At 65.7% G+C, this 17,823-nt stretch carries 16 protein-coding genes; 6 read left to right on the forward strand and 10 right to left on the reverse strand.

Going from position 1 to position 17,823, the window contains the following annotated elements:
* Positions 1–18: 18 nt before the first annotated feature.
* The 6 genes from DH08_RS25265 to tsaD all read right to left on the reverse strand — a co-directional run bounded on the left by DH08_RS25265 (position 19) and on the right by tsaD (position 4,080).
* Positions 19–441 carry a DUF1761 domain-containing protein gene (locus DH08_RS25265; protein WP_192181872.1) on the reverse strand — a complete coding sequence of 141 codons (423 nt, stop codon included), beginning with the start codon at positions 439–441 and terminating at the stop codon, positions 19–21.
* Between the two features lie 102 nt (positions 442–543).
* Positions 544–1,242, reverse strand: coding sequence for a class I SAM-dependent methyltransferase (locus DH08_RS25270; protein ID WP_192181873.1), 699 nt, complete (start codon positions 1,240–1,242; stop codon positions 544–546).
* Positions 1,197–1,622: an EVE domain-containing protein gene (locus DH08_RS25275; protein ID WP_192181874.1), complete on the reverse strand. Its 426-nt coding sequence runs from the start codon at positions 1,620–1,622 to the stop codon at positions 1,197–1,199. Before DH08_RS25275 ends, DH08_RS25270 begins: the two co-directional genes overlap by 46 nt.
* A 26-nt stretch (positions 1,623–1,648) precedes the next feature.
* Entirely contained in the window at positions 1,649–1,945 is a 297-nt protein-coding gene (locus DH08_RS25280; RefSeq protein WP_192181875.1) for a YciI-like protein, read from the reverse strand.
* 27 nt (positions 1,946–1,972) lie between these two features.
* Positions 1,973–2,998, reverse strand: coding sequence for an NAD(P)H-dependent glycerol-3-phosphate dehydrogenase (locus DH08_RS25285; RefSeq protein WP_246801002.1), 1,026 nt, complete (start codon positions 2,996–2,998; stop codon positions 1,973–1,975).
* The gene (gene tsaD, locus DH08_RS25290; RefSeq protein WP_192182080.1) at positions 2,995–4,080 is read right to left on the reverse strand and encodes a tRNA (adenosine(37)-N6)-threonylcarbamoyltransferase complex transferase subunit TsaD; all 1,086 of its coding nucleotides are present in this window, start codon (positions 4,078–4,080) and stop codon (positions 2,995–2,997) included. The genes DH08_RS25285 and tsaD overlap by 4 nt, the downstream gene beginning before the upstream one ends.
* A 101-nt stretch (positions 4,081–4,181) precedes the next feature.
* Here tsaD and hemC point away from each other — a divergent pair, with 101 nt between their 5' ends.
* From hemC to DH08_RS25320, 6 genes are all read left to right on the forward strand, one after another.
* Positions 4,182–5,108, forward strand: coding sequence for a hydroxymethylbilane synthase (gene hemC, locus DH08_RS25295; protein ID WP_192181876.1), 927 nt, complete (start codon positions 4,182–4,184; stop codon positions 5,106–5,108).
* A 1-nt stretch (position 5,109) separates the two neighbouring features.
* Positions 5,110–5,826: a uroporphyrinogen-III synthase gene (locus DH08_RS25300; RefSeq protein ID WP_192181877.1), complete on the forward strand. Its 717-nt coding sequence runs from the start codon at positions 5,110–5,112 to the stop codon at positions 5,824–5,826.
* A 105-nt stretch (positions 5,827–5,931) separates the two neighbouring features.
* The gene (locus DH08_RS25305; protein ID WP_192181878.1) at positions 5,932–7,410 is read left to right on the forward strand and encodes a COG4223 family protein; all 1,479 of its coding nucleotides are present in this window, start codon (positions 5,932–5,934) and stop codon (positions 7,408–7,410) included.
* Between the two features lie 10 nt (positions 7,411–7,420).
* Positions 7,421–9,034 carry a heme biosynthesis protein HemY gene (locus tag DH08_RS25310; protein ID WP_192181879.1) on the forward strand — a complete coding sequence of 538 codons (1,614 nt, stop codon included), beginning with the start codon at positions 7,421–7,423 and terminating at the stop codon, positions 9,032–9,034.
* A gap of 36 nt (positions 9,035–9,070) precedes the next feature.
* On the forward strand, positions 9,071–9,550 hold the full coding sequence (locus DH08_RS25315; protein ID WP_192181880.1) for a tellurite resistance TerB family protein: 480 nt from the start codon (positions 9,071–9,073) through the stop codon (positions 9,548–9,550).
* Between the two features lie 7 nt (positions 9,551–9,557).
* Positions 9,558–10,289: a glutamine amidotransferase gene (locus DH08_RS25320; protein WP_192181881.1), complete on the forward strand. Its 732-nt coding sequence runs from the start codon at positions 9,558–9,560 to the stop codon at positions 10,287–10,289.
* Positions 10,290–10,432: 143 nt separating this feature from the next.
* Here DH08_RS25320 and DH08_RS25325 read toward each other — a convergent pair whose 3' ends face one another.
* The 4 genes from DH08_RS25325 to DH08_RS25340 form a co-directional block, all read right to left on the reverse strand.
* Positions 10,433–13,636, reverse strand: coding sequence for an efflux RND transporter permease subunit (locus DH08_RS25325; RefSeq protein ID WP_192181882.1), 3,204 nt, complete (start codon positions 13,634–13,636; stop codon positions 10,433–10,435).
* Positions 13,633–14,736: an efflux RND transporter periplasmic adaptor subunit gene (locus DH08_RS25330; protein ID WP_192182081.1), complete on the reverse strand. Its 1,104-nt coding sequence runs from the start codon at positions 14,734–14,736 to the stop codon at positions 13,633–13,635. Before DH08_RS25330 ends, DH08_RS25325 begins: the two co-directional genes overlap by 4 nt.
* Positions 14,737–15,261: 525 nt before the next feature.
* Positions 15,262–16,497: an MFS transporter gene (locus DH08_RS25335; protein WP_192181883.1), complete on the reverse strand. Its 1,236-nt coding sequence runs from the start codon at positions 16,495–16,497 to the stop codon at positions 15,262–15,264.
* A gap of 161 nt (positions 16,498–16,658) precedes the next feature.
* Complete coding sequence (locus DH08_RS25340; protein ID WP_192181884.1) at positions 16,659–17,759, reverse strand: aminotransferase class I/II-fold pyridoxal phosphate-dependent enzyme; 1,101 nt, start codon at positions 17,757–17,759, stop codon at positions 16,659–16,661.
* Positions 17,760–17,823 lie beyond the last annotated feature (64 nt).

Below are 17,823 nucleotides of genomic sequence, written 5' to 3' on the forward strand. Positions count from 1 at the left end.
TGCGGTCGGGGGGTGTGCTCAGCCGGCAACGACCGGCGCACCGAACCAGCCGATCACCGCGCCGATGAGAAGCAGCACGCCGAGCCAGTGACCGGTGTCGATGAGGGTCAGGTCCCAGCCAAATCCTTCATAGCGGTGGTTGACCGACAGCGTCGTTGCGACGAAGCCCAGCCACAGCACGAAGCCGAAGACCAGCCCGGCGACCAGGGTCGGTTCGCCGCCGGTCATCGCGCCGACGACAAGCGCCATAACCAGAGCCATGATCAGTTCGGCGATGAAGGAGATGATGAAGGGCAGCAGCGAGCGTTTCATCGTCGCCGGGTCGAGCTTGGCGGCCTTCAGCCACGGCTTGCTCAAGCCCATGTACCACGCGGCGCCGAACAGCCACGCCACCACGGCGGCGACGATCACCGCCAGCCAGTTCACGGCCGAAAAATCCATGGTCCCCCCTCCGTATGCAGGTCGCCCAAAGTGCGCAGCTGCTTCGAGACAACGACATGCATATTCTTTGATGCGCGATGGAACGCCTGTTCGGCGGCGGCGTCAAGCAAGGCGCCAGACGGTCGTGCGCTTGACCTCGGCATCCTCCAGCGCGCGTGTCACCGGCACTTCGTAGACGCCAAGCGGCTCCAGGCCCGTCCTGGGCAGATAGGAGCGGCCGGGATCGCCGATCAGGATTTCCGCGCCGCGCGCCTTCAGCGTCGCGAACCATGGCATCAGCCTGTCGGCGAAGGGCTTGTCGTAGAAGACGTCGCCGGCAAGAACCACATCCCAGCCTTCATCAGTGCCGACGCAGTCTGTACCGAAGCATTCCACCTCGACCTGATTGGCTTCTGTATTGAGGGCAATCGCCGTCGCGCAGAACGGGTCGACGTCGGCGGCGATCACCGCGGCCGCGCCGCCCTTCGCAGCCGCGATGGCGACAAGGCCCGAGCCGGAGGCGAAGTCGAGCACGCGCTTGCGGCGTACCGTGGCCGGATGGTCAAGCACGTAGCGGGCGAGACCTTGGCCGCCGGCCCAGGCGAAGGCCCAGAAGGGCGGCGGCAGGCCGATCGCGGCGAGCTCGTCTTCGGTGCGCAGCCACAGATCATGCGCTTCGTCGGCCAGATGCAACAAGACTTCGGGTACGTGCGGCGGTGCCATCAGCGCCGTATTGTCGAGGATGAATCTTCTGGCGCTGTTCGGCGTGAGTATCGTCACGGGGCGGGCGTCAGCCCGCCCATTCGACAGACTTCCTTCCATTCGGCCGGCGTCACCGGCTGCACGGAAAGCCGCCCGAGCCGGACCAGCGCCATTTCGGCGAGCTTGGGATTGGCCTTGACCTCTTCCAGCGTCGGCGGGTTCGGCACGTCCTTGACGGCGCGGATGTCGACGCATTCCCAACGCGGATCGTCGGTGGTGCTGTCCGGATGGGCCAGGGCGCAGACCTCGGCGATGCCAACGATGTTGAGCCCCTCATTGGAATGGTAGAAGAAGCCGAGATCGCCGATCTGCATCGCCTTCATGTTGTTGCGCGCCGCGTAGTTGCGCACGCCGTCCCACTGCGTGCCGGCCTTGCCCTTGGCCTTCAGCGCCTCGAAGGAGAACACCGAGGGTTCGGATTTGAACAGCCAGTAGTTCATGCTTTGCTCCTCCGTTCGGCCTGCAATCAATTAGCCGCCGGCTTGTTGAAGGTCCAGTTCCACTGGCGGATTTCGACGCTTTCGAACAGGCCGGCCTTGGCATAGGGATCGGCCGCCGACAGCTTCTCGGCGCCGGCCAGGTCCGGGGCTTCGACGACGACGAGGCTGCCGTTCGGCTTGCCGTCGGCATCGAGGAACGGGCCGGCGAAGGCGAGCTTCTTGTCGCCGTTCAGCCCTTCCAGGAAGGCGATATGCTCGGGCCGCGTATCGAGGCGCACCTGCAGGCTGCCCGGCTTGTCCTTGCAAATCAACGCAAACAGCATCTTTTTCAGCTCCGGTTTGTTCGAGACTTATATGTCGGTTTCGGTCTTCAGCGGCCGCGTCATCAGCGCCGACACAGCCTGTCGGACTGTAACCGTGCCGTCCAGTATGGCGGCGATGGCGGTGATGATCGGCGCGTCGATGCCGCGCTCCGCGGCGATGCGGGCGGCGATTGCCGCCGTTGGCACGCCTTCGGCCAGTGGCAGACCGGCAAGCGGCTTGCCTTGTCCCAGCGCCAGCCCATAGGCGAAGTTGCGCGACTGCGCCGATGAGCAGGTCAGCAAGAGGTCGCCGAGGCCCGAAAGCCCCATCAGCGTCTCCGGCTTGGCGCCGAAGGCCGCACCGATGCGGCGCAGTTCGACGAAGCCGCGCGTCACCATGGCAGCCTGGGCGCTGGCGCCGAGGCTGGCACCGGTCACCGCGCCGGCGGCAATGGCAAAGACATTCTTCAGCGCGCCGCCGATCTCGACGCCGACGAGGTCGTCGCTCGAGTAGCAGCGCAGGTTCTCGGCCGAAAAGCGGGCGGCAAGGTCGGCGGCCAGATCAGCGTCGCGGGCCGCGACCACCACAGCCGTCGGCAGTCCACGCGCGACGTCAGTGGCAAAACTCGGACCGGACAGAGCGGCAACCGGATTCTTGGGAAGGATGTTCTCGACGATCGCCGACAGCAGCGCACCGGTGTCGCGTTCGATGCCCTTGGCGCAGAGAACCAGCGGCACGTCCTTCGGCACATGGCCCTTTGCGACGGCCAGCATGGTGCGCAGCGCCTGCGCCGGGGTCACGGCCAGCACACAGTCGGCGCCGTCGAGCGCGGCCCTGATGTCGCTCGTCGCCACGATGCCGGGCTCGATCGCAATACCCGGCAGATAGCGCGGATTTTCGCCGCGGTCGATCGCGGCGACGGTCTCCGGGTCGCGCGCATAGAGGCGGACGAAATGGCCGGCGCGCAGCATGGCCAGCGCCAGCGCGGTACCCCAGGCGCCGCCGCCGAGCACGGCAACGCGCCAGCCGCTTGGCGCCCTATCCTCGCCGCTGGTCATGCCCCCCTCGATCATGCCTTTGCCCCGCGCCGGCCCGAGCCGACCATCGGCGCCGAGATGCTGTCCAGCGGCCAGCGCGAGCGCGGCACGAAATCGGCGGCGTTCTCCTCAGCCATGCCGGCGCGCAGCCGTTCGATGCCGGCCCAGGCGATCATTGCCGCATTATCCGTGCAAAGCTTCAGCGGAGGCGCGACAAAGGTGAAGCCGGCTTGTACGCATAGGGCCTCCAGCGTCGCCTTGATCGTGCGGTTGGCGGCGACGCCGCCGGCAACGACCAGCGCCGGGTCCGCCTTGCCCGGGAATTCCTGCCGGAAGCGGTTCAGTGCCCGACCAACACGATCGCCCAGTGCGTCCGCCACCGCCGCCTGGAAGGAGGCGCAGATGTCGGCGACATCCTCATCGCTCAACGGTGCAATGGCCGTCGCCGCCTGGCGCACGGCGGTCTTGAGGCCGGAGAAGGAAAAGTCGGGCTGCGCCGAGCCTTTCATCGGGCGCGGGAAGGCAAAGCGTGCGGCATTGCCTGACGCCGCCGCCTTCTCGACATTGGGGCCGCCGGGATAGGGCAGGCCGAGCATCTTGGCCGTCTTGTCGAAGGCTTCGCCCAGTGCATCGTCGATGGTCGTCGCCCAGCGCTGGTAGTCGCCAACGCCACGAACGGCGACAATCTGCGTATGGCCGCCGGAAACCAGAAGCAGCAGGTAAGGGAAGTCGAGCCCGTCGGTCAGCCTTGCCGTCAGCGCATGGCCCTCGAGATGGTTGATGGCGATCAGCGGCTTGTTCGCGGCGGCGGCAATCGCCTTAGCGGTCATCAAACCGACGATCAGCCCGCCGACGAGGCCGGGGCCGGCGGTGGCAGCGATCGCATCGATATCGCCGAGCGCCATGCCCGAATCGGCAAAGGCGGCCTCGATGATGCCGTCGAGGGCCTCGACATGGGCACGCGCGGCGATCTCCGGCACGACGCCGCCGAAGGCGGCATGCTCCTCGATCTGGCTGAGCACGATGTTGGACAGGATTTCGGGCGCGGACGTGCCGTCGAGCGCCACCACGCTGGCGGCGGTCTCGTCGCAACTCGTCTCAATGCCTAGAACGCGGATCAATTCGTCACGGTCCTCGAAGATTGTATCGCCAGGCGTTCCCCGTTAGGAGAAAACCCGGCAAGACTCGCTTGCCCGGGGGTTATCACGGACCGCGCGCCATGCAAACAACCTTGAAAATCGGAACACGCGGCAGCCCGCTGGCGCTGGCCCAGGCGCATGAAACGCGGGCGCGGCTGATGGCGGCGCACGGCCTGCCGGAGGCAGCGTTCGAGGTGGTCGTCATCTCGACCAGCGGCGACCGCATCCAGGACCGGCCGCTGTCGGAAGCCGGCGGCAAGGGGCTGTTCACCAAGGAGATCGAAGAAGCGCTTTTGGCGCGCCGCATCGACATCGCAGTGCATTCGTCGAAGGACATGCCGACGCTGTTGCCGGACGGGCTGGAGCTGTCCGCTTTCCTGCCGCGCGAGGACGCGCGCGACGCCTTTGTCGGCAAGGCGGCGAAGAGGATTGCTGACCTGCCGCAAGGCGCGAAGGTTGGGTCGTCCTCGCTCCGGCGTCAGGCGCTGATCCGCCGCATGCGGCCTGATCTCGACGTGGTGATGTTCCGCGGCAATGTGCAGACGCGGCTTCGCAAGCTGGACGAGGGCGTCGCCGACGGCACCATTCTGGCCTATGCCGGGCTTAAACGGCTCGGGCTCGAACACGTCGTCACCGATTTGATGCCGCTGGACATCTTCCCGCCGGCGCCGGGTCAAGGCGCGATCTGCATCGAAAGCCGCATCGGCGACCGTGACGTGGAAAAGATGCTGATGGCCATCCATGATGTGCCGACCGGACAGGCGCTGGCCTGCGAGCGGGCTTTTCTCGCGGCGCTCGACGGCTCCTGCCGCACGCCGATCGCCGGTCATGCGACGATATCGGGCGAAACGCTGCATTTCGCCGGGCTGATCATCTCACCTGACGGCACGGCCTCGCATGAGGTTAAGCTGGAGGGTCCTGCGAAGGACGCTGCGCGGATCGGCGCGGACGCCGCCAGGACGGTGCGGACCAAGGCCGGCGAAACATTCTTCGACGGCTGGGCCTAAAATGGTCCGCGTCCTGGTGACGAGGCCTGGACCGGGCGCCTCGCGCACGATGCGCCGGCTGCAGGATATGGGCTTTCAGCCGATCCTGCTGCCGCTGACCGAGACGGTGGCGTTGCCGGTCGACGCCGGCGCGCGCCCACTGGATGCTGCGGCCGTTGCGGTCACCAGCGCCAACGCGGTGCGCCATGCGCCGGAAGAACTCATCGCGGCGCTCGCTGCCTTGCCCTGTCATGCCGTCGGCAACAGGACGGCGGAAGCGGCGCGCAAGGCGGGTTTCCTGTCGGTCGGCGAAGGTCCGGGCGATGCCACCGCGCTGGCCGACGCGATCGTTGCCGGCTATTCGGCAGGGACGATCGTCTATCTCGCGGGCCGCGTGCGCTTTCCGGCCTTCGAGGAGCGGCTCATGGCAGCCGGCGTCAGGGTCCGCGCCATCGAGACCTACGACACGCTTGCGCTGGATTATTCCGACACGGACCTGCTTACGCGCCTGTCCAGCCGGCCGGTCGAAGCCGTTCTGCTCTATTCGGCCAAGGCGGCAGCGGCGACGGAGACGCTGATCCGGCGGCCCGCTTTGCGTGATCTTTTTGAAAAGACCACATTTTTCGCTCTGTCGGGACGTATCGCCGCAGCCTGCGAAAGCATCGCCGGGTCAAGGATCGAGATCGCGCCGGAACCGCAGGAGGAGGCGTTGCTGGGGCTGTTGCGAGCTTGGCGCTGAACCCGCGTCATCACACCGCCCCTTTTCACCGCTTGGTGATGTGCTAGAGCATCCTTAGCTCGACACAATTTGAACCATCCCAAGCCAATTTTGCGGAGCCCAAGCATGGTCAAGACGCCGAAGATGCGACATTCGAAAAGCCGCCGCGAGCCGGTGACGATCGAGCTCGAGCCCGGCGCCGTGTCGCGCATCGTCGACGAGGACGCAGCGAAGGCCGAGGCCGAGGCGAAAGCGGAGGATGCCGTCGACGCGTCGCAGCCGGAGGCTCCGCCGGAGACACCGGAAGAGCCCGTCCATGCCGACCAGACCGACCTCGAGCCGTGGGAGCACACCGATGGCGCGGCGCAGTCCGGCACAGAACAGAAGGCGGATGCTTCCCGAAAAGGTTCCGAGGAGCCGGAAGCCTCCTATCCGGGAACCGAGAAGGCGGCGCCGGAACAGCCAAAAGCCACCGACTACAATTTCGAGGATGCATCCGCCAAGCCGGCGGAAGAGAAGCCGAGGACGAGCCAGGTCCGGCACGACTCCGTGGCGCCGCCGAAGCGCAGCGGCATCAACGGCATCGCCGCCGGGATCATCGGCGGCGTTATCGCACTGGCCGGCGCCGGCGGGCTGCAGTTCGCCGGCCTGCTCGGCGCGCCCGGGCTGGGCGCCGGCAGCGTGTCGCTCGATGGCGTCAATGGCGAGATCGCCGCGCTGAAGAGCGAGATTGCCGGCTTGAAGGAGGCGGGCGGCAACGGCGATGCCGCTGCCAAAGTCGATGGCCTGTCGTCGGCACTGGATCAGGTCAAGACCGATGTCGCGGCGCTGAAATCGGCGGTCGAGCAGGGCGGCGCCGGCGACAATGCCGGCCTTGCTGCACTTGGCGACAAGGTCAAGCAGGTCGAGACGGCGGTTGCAGAACTCGGCAAGGCGGGCAACACGGCGCCGGTCGATCTCGGCCCGCTCAATGAAAAGCTCGCCGGGCTCGAGGCGCTGGTGAAATCGGCCGGCGAGGCGGCGACGGCGCAGGATGGCCGGCTCACCGCGCTGGAACAGTCCGTGTCGCAGCTTTCCGGCAAGGTCGAGGCGCAGGCATCGCAGCCGAAGATCGCTTTGGCCATCGCCGCCTCGGCGCTGAAGGCGGCACTCGACCGTGGCGCGCCCTTCGCCGCCGAACTCGAAACCTTCGCGGCGATTTCGCCTGACGCGCCGGAGATCGCGACGCTGCGCGCCTATGCCGAGAAAGGCGTTTCGACCCGAACCGAGATCGCCAGCGAGGTTGATGCCGCGGCCAGCGCCATGGTTGCCGCCGCCACGCCCGTCGACCAGAACGCGAGCTTCCTGCAGAACCTGATGACGAGCGCCGAATCGCTGGTCAAGGTCAGGCCGATCGGCGCCGTCGAAGGCGCAGGCGCCCCCGAGACGGTGGCGCGCATGGAGGTGGCGGTCAACCAGGGCGACTACGCCAAGGCGCTCACCGAATACGAGACCTTGCCCGAAGCGGTGAAAACGGCCGGTGCCGCGTTTGCCGGCAAACTGAAGGCGCGCCTCGAGGTCGAAAAGCAGATCGATTCGCTGATTGCCGGTGCGATGAAGGCGTGAGGAAAATCCGATGATCCGCATCCTGTTTTTCCTCGCCGTCGTCTTCGCGCTCGGCCTCGGCTTCGCCTGGCTGGCCGATCGGCCCGGCGAGATGCTCATCACCTTCAACGGCTACCAGTACCAGGTCACGCTGATGGTGGCGGCGGTGGCGGTGGTTGCCGTGGTCGCCGCGGTGATGATCTTCTGGTGGCTGATCAAGTCGCTGTGGAACAGCCCCTACACCATCTCGCGCTATTTCCGCGTGCGCCGCCGCGATCGTGGCTACCAGGCGCTGTCGACCGGCATGATCGCCGCCGGCGCCGGCGATGGCGCGCTGGCCCGCAAGAAGACCAAGGAAGCGGCCAAGCTGATCCGCTCCGACCAGGAGCCGCTGATCCATCTGCTGGAAGCGCAGGCCTCGCTGCTCGAAGGTGACCATGAAGGCGCGCGCGAGAAATTCGAGAGCATGCTCGACGATCCGGAAATGCGGCTGCTCGGCCTGCGCGGGCTCTATCTCGAGGCCGAGCGCCTCGGCGATCGCAACGCCGCCAGGCACTATGCCGGCCGCGCCGCGGCAGCGGCGCCGCAACTCGCCTGGGCCGCCGAATCGACGTTGGAAGAATTGACCGGGCGTGGCGACTGGGACGGCGCGCTGAAGCTGGTCGAGGCGCAGAAGTCGACGCGGCAGATCGAGCGTGACGCCGCCAATCGGCGTCGCGCCGTGCTGCTCACGGCCAAGGCGCAGGCGCTGATCGACAGCGACCCCAATGCCGCCAGGACCGCTGCCCTCGAGGCCAACAAGCTGCAGCCGGATTTCGCGCCGGCGGCGGTCGTCGCGGCAAGCCTGCTGTTCAAGCAGAGCGATGTGCGCAAGGGTTCAAAAATCCTTGAGACGGCCTGGAGAGCCGAGCCGCATCCGGAGATCGCCGGACTCTACACCCATGCAAGGCCGGGCGATGCGGTGCTCGACCGGCTGAACCGGGCAAAGAAGCTGCAGGAGATGAAGAAGAACCATGCCGAATCCTCGCTGACGGTGGCGCGCGCCGCGCTCGACGCGCAGGATTTTGCGACCGCGCGGCGCGAGGCCGAGGCCGCGATCCGCATGGATCGCCGCGAAGGCGCCTACCTGCTGCTGGCCGATATCGAGGAGGCCGAAAGCGGCGACCAGGGCAAGGTGCGGCAATTGCTGTCCAAGGCCGTCAGGGCACCGCGCGATCCGGCCTGGGTCGCCGACGGCGTCATCTCGGAACGCTGGGTGCCGGTGTCGCCTGTCACCGGCAAACTCGACGCCTTCGAATGGCGCGCGCCGATGGAGCGGCTTGGCCAACTGATCGACAGCCACGAAGATTTGCCGGAGGCTGTCGTGCCGGCTATTTCTGCGCCGGTCGTGTCGGTCAAGGAAAAGCCTGCCGATGTGATTGATCACCCGGCCGTCTCCGCCGGCAAGACGGCAGCAGCGGCCGGGGCCGTGGCGGAAAGCGACGAGGACCGGGTTACGCCGGTCACCGCCGCCGCCTTTGCCGCTGTGCCCGCCGATTCCGAGGCGGTCGAACCGGCGGAGGAGCTGGCCAGGCTGCCCGACGATCCTGGCGTCGACCCCGACGAGGAAGCGGAAAAAGCGCCGCGCCGGTTCCGTTTGTTTTGAGGCCCGGCCCGGGTTTGGCCGTTTGGGAATGAAGTGATGTTCGAACGCGTCTTGTCGTTTCTTAAGGATTTGCCGGGCGGTGCCGGAGCCCGCGCCAACGCGGATGATCCGCGCATTGCCGCGTCGGCGCTGCTCTACCATGTCATGAGTGCCGATGGCGTGCGCCAGGACATCGAGTGGGAGCGGTTCAAGCAGGTGCTGGCGCAAAGCTATTCGATCAGCGGCGACGAACTTGACGCACTGGCCGCCGCCGGCGAGCACGCCGACAATGAGGCGATCGACCTCTATGCCTTCACCAGCGTGCTGAAGCGCCATCTCGACGCCGAGGCGCGCAAGGCCTTCATCGGCCTGATGTGGGAGATCGTCTATGCCGATGGCGAGCTGCACGAGCTGGAGGACAACACGGTCTGGCGCGTCGCCGAACTGATCGGCGTCGAACGCCGCGACCGTATCGAGGCGCGCCGCAAGGCGGCGGCGCAAGCGCCTGGCGCCAGCGGAACGTCAAGCGACGAATAGGGTGCCGATGCCGCCCAAGCAGAGTTTGAAGCCAAGAATCCTGATCGTGCTGCATCAGGAGAATTCGAGCCCCGGCCGCGTCGGCCATATGCTGCTGGAAGAGGGGTTCGATCTCGACATCCGCCGGCCGCCGCTCGGCGACGAATTGCCCGGCACGCTGGACGGCCATGCCGGGGCGGTGGTGTTCGGCGGGCCGATGAGTGCCAATGACGAGGACGAGTTCGTCCGCCGCGAGACCAACTGGCTCAACGTTCCGCTGAAGGAGAACCGGCCGGTCCTCGGCATCTGTCTCGGCGCGCAGATGCTGGTCAACCATCTCGGCGGCAAGGTCGAGGGTCATGGCGAGGGATTGGTCGAGATCGGCTGGTATCCGCTGAAAGCCACCGAAGCCGGCAAGAAGCTGATGCACTGGCCGGAGATGGTCTACCAGTTCCACCGCGAGGGGTTTTCGCTACCCAGGGATGCGACGCTGCTGGCGACCTCCGAGACCTACCCAAATCAGGCCTTCCGCTATGGCGACAATGCCTGGGGCATCCAGTTCCATGGCGAATTGACCCGGGTGATGATGCAGCGCTGGGTGGTGCGCGGCGCGCATCGCTTCGAATTGCCCGGCGCCCAGCCGGGCCGCGACCATCTCGGCGGCCGGCTGATCTGGGACATGCATCTCAAGCGCTGGCTCGGCGAATTTTTGCAACTGATCTTCGGCAGGGCGGCTGCTGCACAGAATAAAAGCCAATAATTCATAGTGGCCGAGCTTGACGACCTACGTCTGCCTGGGCGTGGACGACCGCTTTGCGCCGCATCTCGGCCGCAGAGATCAGCTTCGCCGCGTACCGCCTGGTCGACCAGATAAGCCGCGCCCGACGCGGCGAATTCGTAAACCTACTCGGCGGCCGTCTCCGATGGCGCCTCTGCCGGCCCCGAAGGCTCGGCCTCGGCACCGGGCTTGCGCCGTGAAAACAGCGAGCTGAGCGTGACGTAGAACACCGGCGTCAGGAACAGGCCGACGAAGGTGACGCCGAGCATGCCGGAGAACACCGCGGTGCCGAGCGACTGGCGCATTTCTGCGCCCGGGCCTGTTGCGATCATCAGCGGCACGACGCCGAGGATGAACGAGAAGGCGGTCATCAGGATCGGCCGCAGCCTGAGCCGGCAGGCTTCGACGGCAGCCTCGGCGGCCGACAGGCCGCGTTCCTGCGCCTGCCGCGCAAATTCGACGATCAGGATCGCGTTCTTGGCGGCAAGCCCGATCAGCACGATGAGGCCGATCTGCACGAGGATGTTGTTGTCCAGCCCTCGGAGCGACACGCCGAGCAACGCCGCGAGCACGCCGAGCGGCACCACCAGCACAATGGCGAACGGCAGCACCCAGCTTTCATATTGCGCCGCCAGCGCCAGGAACACGAACAGCACCGACAGTCCGAAGATATAGACAGCGGCATTGCCGGTGTTGCGCTCCTGATAGGCGAGTTCGGTCCATTCATAGGAGGTACCGGCCGGCAGCGTCTTTGCCGTGATCCCTTCCATCAATGCCAGCGCGTCGCCCGTGGAAACGCCGGGCGCGGCGTTGCCCTGCAGCGGCACCGAGACGTACATGTTGTAGCGCTGGACCAGCGCCGGGCCGGTGACGTCGCGGATCTCGATCAACGTGCCGAGCGGAACCAGCGCGCCGGTCGCCGAGCGCACCTTCAGTTTCAAGATGTCGGCGCGATCGAGGCGGAACGCCTGGTCGGCCTGCGCCCGCACCTGGTAGACGCGCCCGAAAGCGTTGAAGTCGTTGACGTAGGCGGTGCCCAAATTGATCGACAGCGTCTCGAAGATGTTGGGGATCGGCACGTTCAGGATGCGCGCCTTGTCGCGATCGATCGCCAGGAAGAATTGCGGGCTCGACGCGGAGAACGTGGTGAACACGCCCGTCAGCCCCGGCGTCTTGTTGGCCTTGGCGGCGATTTCGTAGGCAAGCGCCAGGATCTGCCGCATGTCGGCGCTGTTGCGCTCCTGGATCTGCAGCTTGAAGCCGCCGGCATTGCCGACGCCGCGGATCGGCGGCGGCGGCAGTGCGATAATGAAGGCTTCCTTGATGCTTTGCAGGCTGCCGAACAGATTGCCGATGACCTGGGTCGCCGACTGGCCGGCTTTCAGTCGCTCGTCAAACGGCTTGAACCTGGCGAAGATCACGCCCGCATTGCTGGCGTTGGTGAAGGTCGCGCCGGAGAAGCCGGCGAAGGCGACTGCGTAGTCGACGCCTGGCGTTTTCTGGATGATCTGCGACGCCTGCTGGATGACCGCATCGGTCCTCGACAGCGAGGCGCCGTCCGGCAACTGGACGACGACGATCGCATAGCCCTGGTCGAGCGACGGAATGAAACCGCGCGGCACCGCCTGCACCATGTAGACCGTGGCGTAGATGAGGGCCGCGAAAACGGCCAGCATGGCGGCGATCGTTATCCGGGAGCCGACCAGCACGCGGATGATGCTCGAATACCAATGGGCGACCTTGTCGAAGCCGCGATTGAAGCCGTCGGCGAGCGCCCGTCCGAACCGGGCCAGGAAAAAGCGCGGCGGTGCCGCCGCGGCGTGGTGCGGCTTGAACAGCAGTGCGGCCAGCGCCGGCGAAAGCGTCAGCGAATTGAATGCCGAGATCGCCGTCGACACCGCGATGGTGATCGCAAACTGCAGGTAGAACTGCCCAGAAATGCCGGGGATGAAGGCTGTCGGTACGAACACGGCTATCAGCACCAGCGAGATCGCGATGACCGCCGTTCCGACTTCGTCCATGGTCAGGTGCGACGCCGGATTGGGCGCCAGCCCTCTGGCGATATTGCGCTCGACGTTTTCGACCACGACGATCGCATCGTCGACGACGATGCCGATCGCCAGAACGAGGCCGAACAGCGTCAGCATGTTGAGCGAGAAGCCGGCGGCGTAAAGCACCGCCAGCGTGCCGATCAGCGACACGGGGATCGCCACGATCGGCACGATCGCCATGCGCCACGATTGCAGGAAGACGATGATGACGATGATGACCAGCAGCATCGCCTCGAGGATCGTCTTGTAGACCTCCTGGATCGACTCGGCGACGAACTCGGTCGGATTGTAGACAATGTCGTAGCTCAACCCCTTCGGGAAGTCGCGGGAAAGCTCCTTCATCTTGTCCTGGATCTCCGCGGCTGCGGCGAGCGCATTGGTGCCCGGCCGCTGGAAGATGGCGAGCGCCACCGCCGGTTTGCCGTTGAGATAGGAGTTGGTGACGTAATCCTTGGCGCCGAGCTCGATGCGCGCCACGTCCTGCAGCGAGATCAGGCGGCCGTCGTCGGTCGATTTGACGATCACGTATCGGAAGTCGCGTGCGTCGTTGAAGCGGCCTTGCGTGGTGACCGTGTACTGGAAAGCCGTGCCGGTGCTGGTCGGCGGCGCGCCGATCGAGCCGCCCGACACCTGCACGTTCTGGTCGCGCAGCGCCTGCACCACATCGCCCGAGGTCATCCCCAGGGCGGACAGTTTTTCCGGATCGAGCCAGATGCGCAGCGAATATTCGCGTTCGCCGAAGATGATGAGGTCGCCGACGCCGTCGAGTCTAAGCAGTATGTCGCGCACCCGCGAGCGGGCGTAGTTCGAGACGTAGAGCTGGTCGTAGGTATTGTCGGGCGACAGCATGTGCACGACCATCATCAGGTCGGGCGAGCTCTTGGTGGTGGTGATGCCAAGGCGACGGACTTCTTCGGGCAGGCGCGGCTCGGCGACCGACACGCGGTTCTGCACCAGCACCTGCGCCTGGTCGAGATCGGTGCCCAGCTTGAAGGTGATGGTCAGCGCCATCGCCCCGTCGCCCGACGAATAGGACGACATGTAGAGCATGCCCTCGACGCCGTTGATCTCTTGCTCGATCGGCGTTGCCACCGTCGCTGCGACCGTCTCGGCATCGGCGCCGGGATACTGCGCGCGAACGACGATGGTCGGCGGCGCGATCTCGGGATATTGCGCGACCGGCAGCTGGGTATAAGCAATCCCGCCGAGGATAAGCAGGACGATCGAGACGACCGATGCGAAGATCGGACGGTCGACGAAGAAATGTGCGAACCTCATTGCTGCAACTCGGCGGTCTCGGCCTTGGGCGGCAACGTCACCATCTCGACCTTCACCTTGGTGCCGGGCCTGGCCTGCATCAGCCCGTTGACGATGATCGTCTCGCCGCCGGTCAGGCCCTGGCGGATCACCCGGTAGCCGTCGAGAAGCGGGCCGGTGCGCACGGGCTTCGCCGACACCATCCCGGCCTCATCCACCAGGAACACGATGCGGCGATCCTGATCGGCGCCGATCGCCTCGTCGGGCACCAGCACGCCGCTATGCGGCAGCGACCCCGGCACGTTGATGCGCCCGAACATGCCTGGCTGGAGAATGCCGTCGGCGTTGAGAAACCTTGCACGCACCCGCATGGTGCCGGTCGCGTTGTCGATCCGGTTCTCGGCAAAATCGAGCTTGCCTTTGAATACCGCCTCCGCGCGGTCGGCGACGCGAACCACCACCTCGAGCCCGCCGGCGCCTTCCTGCATGCTGCCGCCGCGCTCCTTCGCGTCGCGGGCGTAGCTGAAATACAGGCGCTCATCGACGTCGAAATAGAAGTCGATCGGATCGCGCGCAACGATGGTCGTCAGCAAGGTGGAATCCGGCTGCACGAGGTTGCCGACCGACACCAGCCGGCGGTCGATGCGGCCGGACAAGGGCGCCTTGATCTCGGTGAATTCCATGTTCAGGCTGGCCGTCGTCAACGCAGCCGTCGCGCCCTGCATCTGCGCCTGCGCCGAAAGGTATTCCCGCCGGCGGTCGTCGACCGTCGCGGTTGAGATATTGCCGGTCTTGGCGAGTTCGTCGGCGCGATCCAGCTGCATCTTGGAGAATTCGAGCAGACTCTTGGCGACGTCCACTTGCGATTTGGCGGCATCATAAGCCGCCTGGTACGGACGCTGGTCGATGGTGAAGAGCAGGTCGCCCTTGTTGACCAGTGCGCCGTCCTGGAAGCTGACCTTGTCCAGATAGCCGCTCACGCGCGAACGGATGGCGACCTGGTCGACGGCTTCGAAGCGCCCGACGAACTCGTCGTCTTCGACGATTTCACGGACCACCGGCTTGGCCGCCGTCACCACGGGTAGCTGCTGGTCCTGCGCAAACGCAGTGCTGAAAGCCATGCCGACCAGGAATGCCGCCGACACGGCGGCGCGGGCAAGCCAGCCGGCCGATCGACGGGGTCGCCCGCCCGCGTCGCGATGCAATTGCCCATTCTCTGGGGTGTCCATTTGCGTCCTCGCTCGCTGGACCCGGAGGCCGGTTGATCCGCTTCTACGCTCAGGCTTCTCGTCGAGATCAGATCACTGCAGTGTTGTGCATGGCGAGATGATCATTTTCCATGTGGGCTGAAATGTCCACCCTGTGGCTGCCCACCACCGGGCTAAAGCCAGTCGCGATTTAAAGGATTCAGGATTCCTTTGATGGACGGCTTAAGAGGCAGGTGCTGGCGCAAGGCGGCCAACGCGGCGCCGCAGTTGTTTTCAGGCAACGGCAAGCAACGTCGTTGCGGCCGAGATGGGGCGCCAGCGGAATGGCACCTTTCTGGCTAGTTCGTCCCAGAACCGGACCGTCCGTTTCTGGCCCATCTCTGCCGTTGTCGGCGCAAACTGATTTGGACCGAGCGCCGGATCCAGCGGCTTACTCAATCAGTTGCGGCTGTTGAGATGCCGCACCCGGCGTAGCTGCGGAAACAGCACCGCCCATAGACCAGCGACGGCAATCGCCCCGACGCCGCCGATCACCACCGCCGGCACGGTGCCGATCAGCGCTGCCATGGTGCCGGCGCGGAACTCGCCGACCTCGTTGGAGGCGCCGACGAAGACCTGGTTGACGGCGTTGACGCGACCGCGCACCTCGTCCGGCGTCCATAGCTGGATCAGCGTCTCCCTGATGTAGACGCTGAACATGTCGGTGGCGCCGAGGAAGGCAAGCGCTGCGATCGACAACCAGGTGATGGTCGACAGGCCGAACAGCACCGTGAAGGCGCCGAACAAAGCGACGAAGCCTAGCATGATCTTGCCGGCGTTATCGCGAAGCGGGTGCCCGGCGAGCCAGACGGCGACGCAGATGGCGCCGATGCCTGGAGCCGAGCGCAGCAATCCCAGTCCCCAGGGGCCGAGTTCCAGAATGTCGCGCGCATAGACCGGCAACAGCGCCGACGCTCCGGACAAAAGCACGGCGAACAGATCGAGCGAGATGGCGCCGAGCACGATCTTCTCGCTCCAGATGTAGCGGAAGCCGGCAAACAGCGTCTCCATCGTCGGCTTGTCGGTGGCGGTCTGTTGGGCCGGCTTCGGAATGGTGAAGATCAGCAGGGCGGCCACCGCCATCAGGATGGCGGCGGTGGCGTAGGCAACTTCCGCCGAGAGGCCATAGAGCAGGCCGCCGGCGACCGGGCCGACGATGGTCGCCGTCTGCCAGGCGGACGAGTTCCAGGCAATCGCGTTGCCGAAATCCTCCGGCGGCACCAGATTGGCGAACAGCGAGGACGAGGCCGGTCCGAAAAAGGCACGCGCGATGCCGAACAGCGCGAGCACGGCGAAGATCGGCAGCGGGTTGACGAGACCGCGCAACGTCAAGGCCAGGAGAGCGAGTGCACAGCCTGCCTCAATCAGTGTCGACAGGGCCATGATCAGACGGCGGCCGAAGCGGTCGGCGACGACGCCGGTGACCAGCACCAGCAGCAGCGACGGCAGGAACTGGACGATGCCGACAATGCCAAGATCGAAGGGATCGCGCGTCAGGTCGTAGATCTGCCAGCCGACCGCGACGGAGACGATCATGGTCGCGAATGTGCCGAGGAAGCGCGCCGTCCAGTAGCTCAGGAAGGCTTTGTGCCGGAAGGCGGCATAGCGCTGGTCCGGCGATACATGGGATGTCATGGAGAGTGGGGGCCCGTTGCAAATAGCATTGGCCGGCGGGGCACTTCCCGGATGGGCGCTGTTCCGACCAACGAAACTTAGCAAAGTTCGGGGCGCATATGCGTCAAAATCAGGCCAGGATCAAGGGATTTTCGCCCTCTTCCGTGGATCGCACGGGGAAGTTACTGCCGCAGCACCTCGGAAATGGCGTCGAGCCCACCGCGCAATTCGGCCTCCTTCGGCCAACCGAAGCCGACACGGAAAAAGCGCTTCGGCATGTCGAACCAGTGGCCGGGTCCGACATAGGTTCCGTGGTGTTCCAGAAGGTTCGCATAGAACCGGTCGAGATCGAATTCGGGGCCGACATTCAGTCTGGGAAAGCCGACAACGCCGCCCTCGGGCCGCACCCAGTCAGCTAGCGGTTCGCGGTCGATCCAGGCCTGGACGATGTCGCGGCGCCTGGCCATGTCGGGGAGCAGTGCCGCCAGGAAGGCGTCGCGGCGCTCGAGCATGCCGCGCGCGATGCCTTCGTCGATGACGCTGCCGCAAATGCCGATCTGCTCCTTGGCGGCCAGGAACGTCTCCTGCAGCCCGGCGTTGCGTGTGACCAGCCAGCCGATGCGGATGCCCGGAATGCCGAAGGCCTTGGACAGCGACGAGACGCTGATCGCCCTGGAGCTTAGCGATGCCGCCGAAGGCAGGCGCTTACCATAGGAGAGATCGCGATAGGTCTCGTCGACCAGCAGATGACATTGTCGGCTCTCGGCGAGCGCCACCAGCGCTTCGAGATCGGCTTGGCTCATCATCGTGCCGGTCGGGTTGTGCGGGCAGGTGACGCTGATCAGACGAGTGTCAGGTCGGATCGCCGCGACCACGCGGGCGACGTCGATGGCGAAGCCTTCATCGAAATCCAGATCGACATAGGAGATGGCGCAGCCGATCGCCTTGGGCGTCTCGATGTTGGTGGCGTAGTTGGGCCTGACGACGACGAGATGGTCGCGCTCGGACAGGAGCGAGGTCGAGATGATGAACAGCGCGCCGGCGGCACCCGCGGTGACCAGCACGTCGTCGGGCGAGATCCCCTCATCCTGCGCCGCGATCAGCGCCCGCAAATCCTTGTCGCCGCGATGCTCGCCATAGAACAGCGTCAGATCGGGCAGCGACAGGCCGATGTCGGAGAGCTTCTGGTCGGCGATCGAGCTTTCGGAGAGATTGTAGCGGATACGGTCGTAGCCGTATTCCTCCGGCGCCTCTTTCTCGATCACCATCCTGGCGTAGTTCATGGCTTCCCCCCAAACGGCCTGTTTGGTGTATCCAAGCCATAAAAGCATGAAGCCTGCCAAGGCG

It is taken from the genome of Mesorhizobium amorphae (assembly GCF_014843845.1).
Lineage (GTDB): Bacteria > Pseudomonadota > Alphaproteobacteria > Rhizobiales > Rhizobiaceae > Mesorhizobium > Mesorhizobium amorphae_A.

Coding starts and splice junctions, on each gene's coding strand:
- DH08_RS25265 (WP_192181872.1), bottom strand. CDS start 441: ATGGATTTTTCGGCCGTGAACTGGCTGGCGGTGATCGTCGCCGCCGTG.
- DH08_RS25270 (WP_192181873.1), bottom strand. CDS start 1,242: ATGGAAGGAAGTCTGTCGAATGGGCGGGCTGACGCCCGCCCCGTGACG.
- DH08_RS25275 (WP_192181874.1), bottom strand. CDS start 1,622: ATGAACTACTGGCTGTTCAAATCCGAACCCTCGGTGTTCTCCTTCGAG.
- DH08_RS25280 (WP_192181875.1), bottom strand. CDS start 1,945: ATGCTGTTTGCGTTGATTTGCAAGGACAAGCCGGGCAGCCTGCAGGTG.
- DH08_RS25285 (WP_246801002.1), bottom strand. CDS start 2,998: ATGATCGAGGGGGGCATGACCAGCGGCGAGGATAGGGCGCCAAGCGGC.
- hemC (WP_192181876.1), top strand. CDS start 4,182: ATGCAAACAACCTTGAAAATCGGAACACGCGGCAGCCCGCTGGCGCTG.
- DH08_RS25300 (WP_192181877.1), top strand. CDS start 5,110: ATGGTCCGCGTCCTGGTGACGAGGCCTGGACCGGGCGCCTCGCGCACG.
- DH08_RS25305 (WP_192181878.1), top strand. CDS start 5,932: ATGGTCAAGACGCCGAAGATGCGACATTCGAAAAGCCGCCGCGAGCCG.
- DH08_RS25310 (WP_192181879.1), top strand. CDS start 7,421: ATGATCCGCATCCTGTTTTTCCTCGCCGTCGTCTTCGCGCTCGGCCTC.
- DH08_RS25315 (WP_192181880.1), top strand. CDS start 9,071: ATGTTCGAACGCGTCTTGTCGTTTCTTAAGGATTTGCCGGGCGGTGCC.
- DH08_RS25320 (WP_192181881.1), top strand. CDS start 9,558: ATGCCGCCCAAGCAGAGTTTGAAGCCAAGAATCCTGATCGTGCTGCAT.
- DH08_RS25325 (WP_192181882.1), bottom strand. CDS start 13,636: ATGAGGTTCGCACATTTCTTCGTCGACCGTCCGATCTTCGCATCGGTC.
- DH08_RS25330 (WP_192182081.1), bottom strand. CDS start 14,736: ATGGCTTTCAGCACTGCGTTTGCGCAGGACCAGCAGCTACCCGTGGTG.
- DH08_RS25335 (WP_192181883.1), bottom strand. CDS start 16,497: ATGACATCCCATGTATCGCCGGACCAGCGCTATGCCGCCTTCCGGCAC.
- DH08_RS25340 (WP_192181884.1), bottom strand. CDS start 17,759: ATGAACTACGCCAGGATGGTGATCGAGAAAGAGGCGCCGGAGGAATAC.